The organism is uncultured Chitinophaga sp. (assembly GCF_937898475.1).
In the GTDB taxonomy this organism is placed as follows: domain Bacteria; phylum Bacteroidota; class Bacteroidia; order Chitinophagales; family Chitinophagaceae; genus Chitinophaga.
In genome coordinates this window covers 714,807-728,174 of the sequence record NZ_CALEJS010000016.1, presented here as the reverse complement: position 1 = coordinate 728,174, position 13,368 = coordinate 714,807, and the positions used below count along the sequence as shown (strand labels likewise).

Genomic DNA, 13,368 nt, shown 5'->3' with positions numbered 1-13,368 from the left:
TATTCGCAGCCTTACCAACCATTTATTTTATGCAAACCTCCATTGTTTGTGCGGCATTGCTGTTGCTGCCCGCTTTCTCTCTTGCCCAGATCTCACAACGCTTTGATGATCCAGCTGTTCCCTGGCAGGGAACCGATTCCGCCTGGCAGATCAGCAACGGGCGGTTGCAAAGTAGTTGCATGCAACCGAACAGCAATTTCTGGATTGCTGCACCCGCTGCAATAGCATTACCTGCCGAATGGGAGTGGTGGATGCAGCTGGATTTTAACACCTCGTCCAACAACTACACCGATGTTTTCCTGGTCTGCGGCAACAGTGATCTGTTGCAGAACAGCAGCGGCTATTTTGTGCGGATAGGAGATAAGGACGATGATGTATGCCTCTACAAAAAGAATGCTGCCAACGCTGTAGTGAAATTAACGGACGGGCGCAACGGGCTTACTGATCGCCGCTCTTCCACGCTCAGAATAAAGGTAAGCTGCGACGATGCCTTTAACTGGCAGCTATGGGTGGATACCTCGGGTACAGGCGCCCATTATGTACCGGAAGGCCTTGTAAGGGACAGCTCCTTTAAAGACTCCGTTTGTTTTGGCATCTTGGTGCGGCAGTCAACCGCTTCCTTTTTCAGTAAACATTTCTTTGACGATGTCAGCGTCCTGCCTTTTGTCAGAGACACTGCCCCACCCGCATTGCAATCCGTAACAGCGCTCGGTGAACAGGAACTGCAGCTCCTTTTTTCAGAACCGCCGGATGCCGCAACCGCACTTTTGCCTGCACATTACAAACTGGGAACCACCGCTTCCCTGCCGGTGGATATTGCGCTGTCAGGCAACTCCGTCCGACTGCTTTTCGGGCAACCTTTCCCGCCGGGTGATAGTCTCCTGCTGCAGGTAGACGGGCTAAGCGATGCAGCAGGTAACAAAATGCGCCCGGCCTCCGCCTGGTTCCTTTATTACCGTCCTGCCCCTTATGAAGTGCTCATCCATGAAATACTGCCGGATCCTGATCCGCCGGTAAGCCTTCCGCTCCCGGAATTTGTGGAGCTGCGCAACAACAGCGCTTACCCGGTGCAGTTTCGTCAATGGAAGCTGAGCACCCGCAGCGGACAGGCAACCCTGCCCTCCCTGGTACTGGAACCAGACAGCCTGTTGCTGCTTTGCAGAAAAGATAAAGCGGGCATGTTCCCCGCCGGCGTCCGGGTAGCAGGCCTGGACGATTTCCCCGTACTGGGAAATGAGGCTGACACACTCATACTCTATAATACCACCGGCCGCATTATTCATGCAGTAGCTTATGATAAAAGCTGGTTTGCGGGTTCAGAAAAGGACAAAGGCGGCTGGAGCCTGGAAATGGCAGAAAACGGCCTTTTATGCAGCGGCAGGGAGGCCTGGCAGCCGTCCACAGATCCCTCCGGGGCAACGCCCGGTAAACGGAATGCCGTTTCTGTATCACCGGAAGATAGCCAGCCTTTCACCCTATTGCGCGCAGAGCTGCCGGACAGCCTCAGTGCCCTGCTGTATTTTAGCCGGGCGGTGGACAGTGTTAACGCCCCTGATCCTGCGGTGTACCAGTTCAGTCCCGGTAATGTAACCATCGCCGCTGTAACGGTGTTGCCGCCGCTCTTTAATACCGTGCTGCTCCGGTTATCTGCCCCCTTATCCGCAACAGGTAGCTACACCTTGCAGGTAAAAGGCCTGGCCGATTGCAGCGGAGCCCCCGGTGCAGATAACAGCGTTGTAGTAGCCCTGCCTGCCGCCAATGGCGCGGGCAATATCCTGTTCAGCGAAGTGCTGTTCGATGCACGGTCCCCCGCACCGGAGTTCGTCGAGATCTATAACCATGGCAACACAGCGGTAAACCTGCAGCAGCTGTACCTCAATGCCCCTGAACGGGATACCGCCCGTGTGGCGCTGAGCAGAACGCAACGCCTGCTGATGCCCGGTCAGTACCTGGCCCTTACCCGCGATCCCGATGCCCTGTGCCGTTACTACACCTGCAAAGCACAGGAAAACCTGCTGCAGCTATCCGGCCTTCCGGCCCTGCCCAATGAAGGCGGCCAGCTGGCCCTCTACAGTGCCGATGGCGCCCTGCTGGATGTGTTGCATTACTCCCCGGATATGCAGTCGCCACTGGCAGCGGATGCCAAAGGTGTTTCCCTGGAACGCCTGCACTTTGACCAGCCGGGCGCCGATCCGGCCAACTGGCACCCGGCCGCTTTCACGGCGGGGTATGCTACACCTGGCAGCGCCAACTCCCAGCAACTGACCCTGGGAGAACTGCCCGGTGAACTAAGCGTTCAGCCGCCCGTATTTTCACCGGATAATGACGGGGTGGATGATGTGGCTGTATTGTCTTTCCGCCTTCCCCGCCCCGGCTCTGTGGGCAATGTCACCATTTATGACGCACTGGGGCGGCCGGTACGCCGCCTGCTGCAAAGCGGGCAGCTGGCTAATCAGGCCACCATCATCTGGGATGGCCTCAATGATAGCAAACAACGGCTGCCTGCGGGGATATATATTATATTTACCGAGGTATTTGACCTGCAGGGAAGGGTAAAGCGATGGAAGCTGCCACTGGTAGTGGCACGGAACTTGAATTAAGCCGCTGAAAAACCTTCAGCTTTCAACTTAAATTAATTATTTATATTTGCGCTCCCTACTAAAAATTTGAACATGCAGTACAGAGAAATTGTTGCAGTAACCGGTTTAGGCGGTTTGTTTCAATTATTAGCCAGCAAACAGGATGGCGCTATTGTCCGTTCCCTCGAAGACAAAAGCACCCGTTTTGTTTCCTCCCGCGTCCATAACTTTACCCCGCTGGAAAGTATTGAAGTATTTACCACCGGAGATAATGTAAACCTGGTAGAGGTTTTTAAAGCCATGCAGGAAAAAGAAGCTGAATATCCACTGGCACCCGCCAAAGCCGACAATAATGCTATCAAGGCGTATTTCAAAAACGTATACCCCGACTTCGACGAAGAAAAGGTATATGTGAGCGATATGAAGAAGATGGTGAAATGGTACGCCATCCTCAAAGCCAATGATCTCCTGAAGTTTGACGAGATCCTGGCCGGCGAAGAGAACGGTGGTGGTGAAGCCGCTGAAGCAGCAGCACCCGTAGCAGCAGCTGCGCCTGAACAGCCTGCAGCAGCAGCCGCAGAAAAACCGGCTAAGAAAGCCAAAGCGCCTAAAGCTGCTGCCAAGGATAAAGAAGCATCCGCAGACGCACCGGCAGAAAAAGAAAAGCCGGCTAAGAAAGCAACAAAGGCCAAGAAGGAAGAAACACCTGCCGCTGAAGGGGAAGAAGCTGCACCCAAAAAAACTACGCGTAAAAAGAAGACAGAAGAATAAGTGCTGGCTGCCTGTTGAAAAACAACTGAAACTTACAACTTTAACATACCAGATTCCGGGCAAAGCCCGGAATTTGCTATTTTAGTAAGATGAACACATTAAACGCAAATATTGAAAAGCTGCCGCGCAAATTCCTCCCGGAAAACTTTACCGTTAGCACCTGGGAAGCGTTGCAGCCTTATTACGAAGCCCTCAAAGAACGCCCCATCAATAACACCGGCGAACTGGAGCAATGGCTGAAAGATGTAAGCGAGCTGGAAGCGGTAGTGAGTGAAGACGCCTGCTGGCGACAGATCCGGATGACCTGCGACACCACCAGCAAAGAGCTGGAAGAATCATTTACTTATTTCTTCATGGAAATACAGCCCAAACTGCAACCTTATGCAGATGCGCTGAACCGTAAACTGCTGGACAGCCCCTTTACCAAAGAACTGGGCCCTGAGTTTGCCACCTACCTCCGCAATGTAGATAAACAGGTAAAGCTGTTCCGCGAGGAGAACGTTCCCCTGCAGGCAGAACTGAGCGTAATGGCCCAGCAGTTCGGCGTGGTGAACGGTAAGATGACCATCGAAGTAAACGGTCAGGAATATACCCTGCAGCAGGCCGCCAAATTCCTGGAAAACAGCGACCGCGCCCTGCGCGAAGAAGTGTTCCGCAAAACCTATGAGCGCCGCCTGCAGGACCGTGAAACGCTGGATGAGCTGTACAGCTCTCTGGTTGCCAAACGCCACCAGGTAGCCCTCAACGCAGGCTTCAGCAACTACCGCGATTATAAGTTTGAAGACCTGGGCAGGTTTGATTATACAAAAGAAGATTGCTTCCAGTTCCATGCGGCAGTAAAAGAAAATATACTGCCCCTGGTAAAGAACATTCTTGAAAAACAGCAGGCTAAATTACAGCTGGACACCCTGCGGCCCTGGGATACAGAAGCCGAACCGGCGGGTGTTAAACCGCTGGAGCCCTTCCACACCGGCGAAGAACTGATCAATAAAGCGATTGGTTGCTTTGACCAGCTGGGACCCTTCTTCGGTAACTGCCTCCGTGTAATGCAGCAGATGGGCCGTCTTGACCTGGAAAGCCGCAAAGGCAAAGCCCCCGGCGGCTACAACTGCCCGCTGGCAGAAACCGGTGTGCCTTTCATCTTCATGAATGCCGCCGGCCAGATGAAAGATCTTACCACCATGGTGCATGAAGGCGGTCACGCAGTACACTCCTTCCTGAGCCACGCGCTTCCACTGAGCGCCTTTAAAGAGTACCCCATGGAAATTGCAGAAGTGGCCAGCATGAGTATGGAGCTTTTCACCATGGATCACTGGGACATCTTCTTCAGCAACCCGGAAGAGCTGCAACGCGCAAAACGCCAGCAGCTGGAGCGCGCCATCACCATATTCCCATGGATCGCTACCATCGATAAGTTCCAGCACTGGGTATATGAACACCCACAGCATACCGTGGAAGAGCGTACCGCCGCCTGGGTAAGCATACTGGACGAGTTCTCTCCTGAAGTAGTGAACTGGAGTGGCCTGGAAACCTACCGCGCCATGGGTTGGCAACGGCAGCTGCACCTATTTGAAGTGCCCTTCTATTATATTGAGTATGGTATTGCGCAGTTAGGGGCTATCGCTATGTGGAAACAGTATAAGGAGAACAAACAGGCAGCCCTGGATAATTACGTGAAAGCGCTCAGCCTCGGCGCCACCAAAACGCTACCCGAATTATACAAAGCAGCAGGTATCCGTTTTGATTTTTCACCTGCCTATGTGAAGGATCTGGCAGACTTCGTTAAAAAAGAAATGGACGCAATAGGATAGTTAAAAGTTTGAGGGTTTGAAAGTATAATGGGGCAAGCTTCGTAAGCACCCTTCAAACTTTCAAACCCTCAAGCTTTCAAACGTTATTTACATTGTTTGCAAACACCACTTACCACCACCTCCACATTATGTACAGCATAGCCTTTGGGTAATTGTATGCTGGGTACATCTGTCTCTTCCAGGCAAAGGGTAGTGCCGCACTCCTCGCATTTAAAATGCACGTGATGATCGTGATGATCATGTTCTGAACATTCCGACTTGCACAAGGCATATCTTACGGAAGTATCTGTAGTAGGAATTTTGTGGATGATGCCCTTATCCAGGAACGCCTGCAGGGTACGATAGATGGTCACCCTGTCAAAAGATTGTCCCAGTTTCTTTTCAAAATCGCTGTGTTCCAGGGCTCCGTTGCTCTTCATGAAGAGCTCCAGTATTTTCACACGGGTTTCAGTAACGCTCAGGTGACTGTTCCGCAATAAATGATGGATCTGTTCTCTGTTGTTCTTAACCATGATCAGAAAATTGACAGCACATTAAAGCTATTCATTCAACAACCGGTCTATGTCATTGATCATTTTATCTACGTCTGATACCTTGGTGCCTTCATACAGCCCCCTTACACGGCCTTCCCCGTCTACCAGTGCAAACCACTGCGTATGCACAAAGTCCTCCTCGCCGGTGTAAGTGCCGTCGTCCAGCATGTATCCCTGCCTGGCAAGTTTGTACAGCTCTTTTTTGGTGCCTGTCATGAACCACCAGTTCCGCGCATCGGCGCCATGCTTTTCAGCATAGGCTTTCAGCACAGGTACACTGTCATGATCCGGGTCTACCGTATGGGAAAGAATGCGGAAATCAGGTTGGTCCTTATACCTGGCATATACCTTTTCCATATTCTTGTTCATTTTGGGGCATATACCAGTGCAGGTAGTAAAAAAGTACTCTGCCACATAGATCTTGCCTTTCACGTCGTTGCTGGTGATGGTCTTCCCCTCCTGGTTCACAAAAGAGAATCCGCCCACTATGTGCCCGGGACTTCCCAGTACAGGCAGCTTTTCCTTACCGAAGAAAGTACCCGTTTCTCCTTTTATCACCCAGCCGGCGTACCCCAGAAAGGCCACGCTCAGCAAACCGAAGAACAACACGTAAAAAATCGTCTTTTTTGACATAAAGCCAGTCTTTTTATCTGTAGCAAAGGTACTGATTAGTTAGCAAGTAAAAGAAATATGCAACTTAGTTGCAGGTAATTCCCTAGCTTTGCCTCCTCAATATTACTACCACCCGAAACCGGATTGTATGTCAGACCGCCTGCGTAAACTGAACCTGGATGTATTGGGTATCGGCGCTTCCCTGATCTGTGCCCTGCACTGCGCTGTATTACCCTTAATGATGACCGTATTGCCATTACTCGGACTGGAAATGTTCAGCAATGAAAAGCTGGAGTACGCGCTGCTGAGCTGCACCTTCCTGGTGGGTTGTATCTCTCTTTTCAGGGGTTACCGCTATCATCATCACACAGCCAAACCCCTCCTGCTGTTTGCCCTGGGTTTTGTGTTGCTGCTCACAGGCCACTTCCTGGCGCCGGAAAACCTGGAGGCGCTATTGATAAGCGCCGGAGCGATCCTGGTCATTATTGCCCATGTGTGGAACCTGCGGGAGTGCAGGCATTGCCGCATCTGTAATAAAGACGGTATCGCCCCGTGACCATGGCATTCATTTTTCCGCTGTAAAATATAATATCCTTCACTTGAATAAGGGGCCCGGAAAGCTATTGTTCTAATCTTTAATTTAGACTAGCCTAAATAATAATTTAGAATAACTGTGTTTCAAAACTTATTTTTGCCATGATAAATTTTTTAGATGGCGAAACATATACTACTATACATACTGGGCCTTTATTTGTTAACAGCTGGCAGTGTACAGGCGCAAACTGCTGCGGGCGGGAAACTGCAAGGAACCGTACTGGCGGATGGTAAGCCTGTACCTTTTGCCAGCATCGGGTTTACGGATATTAAAACAGGCACCGTAACAGACGAAGCAGGTAATTATGAGCTGCCGGCCGTACCGGGCGGCAGGCATGTACTGCAGGTAAGCGCCGTAGGTTATGTAAAGCACACCCAACCCGTACAGGTAAAAACGGGTAACACGCTGCGGCTGGACATTCACCTGCAGCCCACCGCCTCCAGCCTCAATGAAGTGGTGGTAACGGGTACCCTTCGGCCCGTGTCTAAAATGGAAAGCCCCGTGCCTGTGGATGTATTCACGCCCCTGTTCTTCCGCAAGAACCCTACTCCCAGCCTCTTCGACGCTTTGCAGAACATCAACGGCGTAAGGCCCCAGCTGAACTGTAATGTGTGTAATACGGGAGATATTCATATTAACGGACTGGAAGGGCCCTATACCATGGTGATGATAGACGGCATGCCCATTGTCAGCGCCCTTTCTACCGTATACGGCCTGTCTGGTATTCCCAACAGCCTGGTAGAACGCGTGGAAGTTGTGAAAGGCCCCGCCTCTACCTTATACGGCTCTGAGGCAGTAGCTGGCCTTATCAACGTGATCACCAGGGACCCCGCTACAGCCCCCCTGCTCACCGCCGATGTGTTCAGTACCTCCTGGCAGGAATATAATGCCGACCTGGGGCTGCGTTTCAATACAGGCAAGGCACGCGGACTGCTGGGCGTTAACTACTTTAACTACCAGCACCCGGTAGATAACAACGGCGACGGCTTTACAGATGTAACCCTGCAGCATCGGATCTCCGTCTTCAACAAATGGATCTTCCCGCGCCGCGAACAGCGTATCGCTTCTGTAGCGGCCCGCTATTATTACGAAGACCGCTGGGGCGGACAAACACAATGGACCCCGCACTGGCGCGGAACAGATAGTATCTACGGGGAGAGCATCCGCACCAAACGCCTGGAGCTGATCGGTTCCTACCAGCTGCCGGTTAGGGAAAAGATCATGTTCCAGTACTCCTTTAACTGGCATGACCAGAATGCCGCCTACGGAAACAACTGGTTCCTGGCAGATCAGAAAATAGCCTTTGGCCAGTTCACCTGGGATAAGCAGCTGGCTAAACATAACCTGCTGGCCGGCCTTCCCTTCCGCTACACGTACTATGACGATAACACCGTGGCTACGCCCACCGCTAACCATACCTACCTGCCCGGGGTTTTCGTGCAGGATGAGATCAAACTGAATAGCCGCCATACCCTGCTGCTGGGTATGCGTTACGACTACAATTCCATTCACGGCAATATCCTGACGCCCCGCTTTGCCTATAAATGGGCGCCGGATGAGCAGAATGTGGTACGCCTGAACGTAGGCACCGGCTACCGGGTGGTGTCCATCTTTACAGAAGACCACGCAGCGCTGACAGGTGCGCGGACGGTGGTGATAGAAGATCAGCTGAAACCGGAAAAAAGCTGGAATGTGAACCTGAACTATGTGAAGAAGATCAATCTTAACAATGTTTTCCTGGGACTGGACATGTCTGCTTTCTACACCCGCTTCAGCAACAAGATCATCCCGGATTATTCCAGACAGGACAGCATCCTGTACAATAACCTCAACGGCTATGCGGTATCCAGGGGCTTCAGCCTGAACACAGACCTGGCCTTCTCTTTCCCTCTGAAGGTGATTGCCGGCGCAACATTTATGGATGTGTATACGATAACGGATGAAGGAGGAAAGTCTTTGCGCGAAAGGCCTATGCTTACAGAAAAGTTCACCGGCACCTGGACGGTATCCTACAGTTTTCCCCGTGTAGGATTGGCAATAGACTATACGGGCAATATATACGGGCCAATGAAGCTGCCCCTGCAGAACAAGCTGGACCCGCGTCCGGCCAATTCTCCGGTATGGAGCCTGCAGAATATACAGCTTACCAAAAAGTTTCCCCGTGGCTGGGAAGTGTATGGAGGAGTAAAGAACCTGCTGAACTTCAGGCCCCGCAGAGACGCTATCGCCCGCCCCTTTGACCCCTTTGACAAACAGGTGGTGTATGATGCGGAGGGAAGAGTGCTGCCTACGGCCGATAATCCCTACGCGCTGACCTTTGACACCAACTACGTATACGCGTCTAACCAGGGCATTCGTGGTTTCCTGGGCATACGCTGGACAGTAACGGATTAATAGACAAACTTACATTTTCAGTCCCAGCTTAACTCCCATGTGTATACTGGGCAGTACGCTCACCAGGCGGCTGTTATCAGTTTGCACCTGGCCGTTAGTGTCAAAGAAGTTATTGTAGTGGTATATTTTGCTGCGGATACCCAGCCCTATATAGGGGTCAAATATGATCTTGCCTTTGGTGAACTGGCGCCCCAGCAGCATTTGTAAGCCATACACATTCTTACTGGCAGACCTGGTGTATTTATCGCCATTGATCTCCATATCTTCATTGGGGTAGAACACTTTTTTGTAGAACAGGATCGGTTCAAAATAAGTACCGCCCGCCCGCAGCGCGCCTTCATAGATGGAAAAGAGATACCAGCGCAATCCCGCCCTGAAACCAAGTCCGCGGCCTTCCACAAACTGTTCTGTGCTGATGTTGGGTTTCTTTTGTCCGAAATCTATTTTTTTAGCCAGGTAATAATCCGGGTAATCGGTGTAAATGCCTATAATGCCTATTTCCAGGCTTAGCTTTTCTGTAAGCTCCTGTTCAACGTAGATATCCAGTTCGTTGATCAGGGTGGTGGGGTTTACCTTTATATAGGTGCTGTTGCTGAAAGTATTGGCTGGCTTGCTTTGCGCCTGGGCATGCAGGCAGAAACCACATGCGGTCAATAATGCAAGTATAGTTCTCTTCATAGCAAACATGAGGACAAAATTGACGGATGAGAGCAGCCGGCTGCGGCCCATTTTTAAGACAATAATCGTTCCACAATTACCGGGTACCAGGTATGCTCCAGCACCTGTATCTTTGCTGCCAGAGAGGCTGGCGTATCGTCCGGTAATACTACGCATCGTTCCTGCAATATGGTGGCGCCATCATCGTATTTTTCGTTGACATAGTGGATGGTGATACCGCTTTCCGCATCTTTCGCATTGATCACTGCCTCGTGCACAAAATGCCCGTACATACCTTTGCCCCCGTATCTGGGTAAGAGAGCGGGATGAATATTGATGATACGGTTGGAAAATGCCTGTACCAGGTTGGCAGGTACCTTCCATAAGAACCCGGCCAGTACAACCAGGTCTATCTGCCGCTGTTGCAGCTCCTGTACATACCTGTCCGAATGAAAAAATTGTTCCTTATCTATCAGGATGGCCTCAATGCCCTCTTTTTCTGCTATCTGTAAAACGCCGGCACCGGGTTTGTTACAAACGATGAGCGTTACCCTGGCTATTGCGGATTGTTTAAAGTGGTCGATGATCTTCTGTGCGTTACTTCCGGCGCCTGAGGCAAAGATGGCGATATTTTTCAAGGCTCAATATTATTTTTTCCAGCGCAAAGTTAGCGGTTAAACCCGGCTTTTCCTCGGGCGCCCTCCTCATCCCTTCCATAGCGGCTCCTAATGAGGTCTTCCACCGAACAGGGTGGAAACCTATGCCAGTCTTATGTTTGATGGGAGATGTCTCCTTTATATTCCCTTATTAATCCCTTATTCATCCCTTGTTCATTCCTTTCTTATAAGATACGGAATATCAAGAACTTAATAAGATACAGGGATGGTTGATGCATGGAATGGCCCTAAACCATCGAGGCAATAAATATTAAGAGCCGCACCTGGCTGATGCGGCTCTTACGAGGATTGTATGCGATGTTAATGAAGGGGGAACGGGCTTAACGCAGGTATTGTCCGCAGCCCCGGTAGTTTTTGTCTTTTAACTGCACCTCTACGGTATAGGGCCGCATGTATCCGCTCATGTCGTCGGTGCAGGCGCGCTGGCGGATGGTAATAATGAATTCGGCCTTTTCATGTTTGGGGGTATATACCCGCAGGGTATCCGTATTGGGGTGGGGCCGGGGGGTGGGTACCCGCAGGGAGTCGCCGTTCATGTCCTGGAAAAGGATGGTCTTACGGTCCAGTTCCAGCACCCAGCCGGGTTCATTGCCGGTGGCGTGGAAATCGACGCCGGCGGCCGCCTTTTCCCTTAGCTGGCGGTAATTGCCTTCGCCGCCTACGGGCCTTAATATATAATTATCTGCCAGGGCGCCGGTAATGCGCTGGCCTTCCCGGTTAAGGTGGTACAGCTTACCGTCTTCAAACAGGAACTGATGCGGTTGCTGGCCTGCCAGCTCAATAATTGAGTCGTTCTTCATGTTCCACATGCCGGTGTCTATAACGGCGCGGCCATCATTGCGGCCGCGGTATACCATCAGCTCCTGGTAGCGCTGGTCTTCATACAGGCTTAGCTGGTAATCAATACCCGGGCAGTCGGCGCAGGGCAGGGTACCCTGGTAGGCGCCCGCGGCCTTACTGGCGGGGCTGGAAATGTCTTTGCCAGGCTGGCCGGAAGGGGAAACCGTGGTGCTGTCTGACCGTGCGGACTGTTCGCCACCTCCGCCACAGGCGTTCATTATTCCGAGGATGGCTGCAAAAAGAAAGGTCCGGTACTTCATGGGGAAATGGTTTTTGGTAAGCGAGCCAGTTAAAATTACATCAAATCAGGGCAAAAAAAGCACATTCGGACACCATATATATATTATGCCTTCGGTGCTCATATATGAGTTTTTTTATTACATGATATTTATCATAAAATAATCCCTCCGAAGTCTTTATGTATAGATAAAAGACTCAACAATGCAACTAAATAATTTTTTAATTGTTGATAAATTGTCAACATTGTGTCTTATTTTTGCTGGCACTTTTAAAGAAACTAAGGTCAAATCTAAACTAATAGGCTGTGTATCGTCGTGTTTCCATTCGTTTGCGCAAGCAATTTGTGAGTGTTCTTATCCTGTGCGCCGGTCTTGTTCTCTCGGTTTCGACAGCTCAAGCGGCAGATCCGAACAAGGGTAAGACATTATTCCAACAGAATTGCGCATCCTGCCATAATGTGCATAAGAAAGTGACGGGTCCTGCTCTGAAGGACGTTGAGTCAAGATGGGCTGACAAGAAATTGTTACATCAGTGGATCCACAACTCCGCTGCCGTACTCGCCACTGGTGATCAGTATGCAAACAATCTGTATAAGGAGTATAATAACCAGGCCATGCCTGCTTTCCCTTCTTTCTCCGATGCAGATATTGAAGATATCCTTGCCTTTATCGCAGTTGAAAGCACTAAAGGCCCAGGCGGTCCTAAAACCGATGCAGGTCCACAAGGTGCAGCATCTGCAGAAGGCAGTGACAACAGCCTGCTGTTTGGTATCATCACCCTGATCCTTGCTATTGTAGCGCTGATCCTGATGCAGATCAACAGCAACCTGAATAAGCTGGCTGCAGATAAAGACGGTGTTGCCACTCCCGAACCTGTACCTTTCTACAGAAATAAAGCTTATATCGCCCTGGCTATTGTTGTACTGTTCATTGTGGGCGGTTACTTCACTATCAACGGCGCTATTGGTCTTGGCCGCCAGCAGAACTACATGCCTGAGCAGCCTATCCACTACTCACACAAAGTGCATGCCGGTATTAACCAGATCAACTGTTTGTACTGTCACGCCGGCGCCGAGAAGAGCAAGCACGCCATGATCCCTTCTGAAAATATCTGTATGAACTGTCACAAGTCCATCAGCACTTACAGTGGTCCTGACCTGTTCACTGCAGAAGGTAAAAAGATCAACGGCACTGCAGAGATCCAGAAACTGTATGACTATGTTGGCTGGGATGCTGATCAGCAGAAATATACCAAACCCGGTAAACCTATAGAATGGACCAAGATCCATAACCTGCCCGACCACGTATACTTCAACCACTCTCAACACGTGGTGGCTGGTAAGCAACAGTGTCAGACCTGCCATGGCGCCATACAGGACATGGACGAGGTGCACCAGTTTGCTGACCTGTCTATGGGCTGGTGTATCAACTGTCACCGTACTACCAAGGTGCAATTTGCCGACAACAAATACTACAGCATATTCGAGAAATTCCATCAGGATGTTAAAGCCGGAAGGATCGATAGCGTGACTGTTGAAATGGTAGGCGGTACTGAATGTCAGAAATGTCACTATTAATAGTATGATAGAAGGAAGTGAATTACATATCCCACTTCCTGCCTCATGAAATCAAATTAATAAATCACGTAACTCGTAATAAA

General features: G+C 50.6%; 11 protein-coding genes. 6 read left to right on the top strand and 5 right to left on the bottom strand.

Translation table 11 applies throughout. The features are described from left to right. Positions 1 to 29 precede the first annotated feature (29 nt). The 3 genes from Q0577_RS12810 (at position 30) to Q0577_RS12800 (ending at position 5,161) form a co-directional block, all read left to right on the top strand. Positions 30 to 2,600: a lamin tail domain-containing protein gene (locus Q0577_RS12810; protein WP_298736863.1), complete on the top strand. Its 2,571-nt coding sequence runs from the start codon at positions 30 to 32 to the stop codon at positions 2,598 to 2,600. A gap of 72 nt (positions 2,601 to 2,672) precedes the next feature. After that, the gene (locus Q0577_RS12805) at positions 2,673 to 3,350 is read left to right on the top strand and encodes a DUF5606 domain-containing protein (protein WP_298736861.1); all 678 of its coding nucleotides are present in this window, start codon (positions 2,673 to 2,675) and stop codon (positions 3,348 to 3,350) included. 89 nt (positions 3,351 to 3,439) lie between these two features. Next, the gene (locus Q0577_RS12800) at positions 3,440 to 5,161 is read left to right on the top strand and encodes a M3 family oligoendopeptidase (RefSeq protein WP_298736858.1); all 1,722 of its coding nucleotides are present in this window, start codon (positions 3,440 to 3,442) and stop codon (positions 5,159 to 5,161) included. An 83-nt stretch (positions 5,162 to 5,244) separates the two neighbouring features. Here the strand turns inward: Q0577_RS12800 and Q0577_RS12795 are convergent, their stop codons facing one another. Continuing rightward, positions 5,245 to 5,673 carry a transcriptional repressor gene (locus tag Q0577_RS12795; RefSeq protein ID WP_298736857.1) on the bottom strand — a complete coding sequence of 143 codons (429 nt, stop codon included), beginning with the start codon at positions 5,671 to 5,673 and terminating at the stop codon, positions 5,245 to 5,247. A gap of 27 nt (positions 5,674 to 5,700) precedes the next feature. Next, positions 5,701 to 6,327: an SCO family protein gene (locus Q0577_RS12790; protein WP_298736855.1), complete on the bottom strand. Its 627-nt coding sequence runs from the start codon at positions 6,325 to 6,327 to the stop codon at positions 5,701 to 5,703. Between the two features lie 127 nt (positions 6,328 to 6,454). Between Q0577_RS12790 and Q0577_RS12785 the strand changes: the two genes are divergently transcribed. Next, positions 6,455 to 6,862 carry a MerC domain-containing protein gene (locus Q0577_RS12785; RefSeq protein WP_298736854.1) on the top strand — a complete coding sequence of 136 codons (408 nt, stop codon included), beginning with the start codon at positions 6,455 to 6,457 and terminating at the stop codon, positions 6,860 to 6,862. Positions 6,863 to 7,018: 156 nt separating this feature from the next. Then, complete coding sequence (locus tag Q0577_RS12780; RefSeq protein WP_298736853.1) at positions 7,019 to 9,295, top strand: TonB-dependent receptor; 2,277 nt, start codon at positions 7,019 to 7,021, stop codon at positions 9,293 to 9,295. Between the two features lie 9 nt (positions 9,296 to 9,304). Here the strand turns inward: Q0577_RS12780 and Q0577_RS12775 are convergent, their stop codons facing one another. The 3 genes from Q0577_RS12775 to Q0577_RS12765 form a co-directional block, all read right to left on the bottom strand. Beyond that, the gene (locus Q0577_RS12775) at positions 9,305 to 9,973 is read right to left on the bottom strand and encodes a hypothetical protein (RefSeq protein WP_298736851.1); all 669 of its coding nucleotides are present in this window, start codon (positions 9,971 to 9,973) and stop codon (positions 9,305 to 9,307) included. A 53-nt stretch (positions 9,974 to 10,026) separates the two neighbouring features. Beyond that, a complete protein-coding gene (gene purN / locus Q0577_RS12770) occupies positions 10,027 to 10,590 on the bottom strand; it encodes a phosphoribosylglycinamide formyltransferase (protein WP_298736850.1) in 564 nt (187 codons plus the stop codon). Between the two features lie 359 nt (positions 10,591 to 10,949). After that, on the bottom strand, positions 10,950 to 11,729 hold the full coding sequence (locus tag Q0577_RS12765; RefSeq protein WP_298736847.1) for a copper resistance protein NlpE N-terminal domain-containing protein: 780 nt from the start codon (positions 11,727 to 11,729) through the stop codon (positions 10,950 to 10,952). Between the two features lie 284 nt (positions 11,730 to 12,013). On the opposite strand from Q0577_RS12765, the gene Q0577_RS12760 reads away from it, so the two are divergent. After that, positions 12,014 to 13,285: a c-type cytochrome gene (locus Q0577_RS12760; RefSeq protein WP_298736845.1), complete on the top strand. Its 1,272-nt coding sequence runs from the start codon at positions 12,014 to 12,016 to the stop codon at positions 13,283 to 13,285. The last annotated feature ends 83 nt before the right edge of the window (positions 13,286 to 13,368 follow it).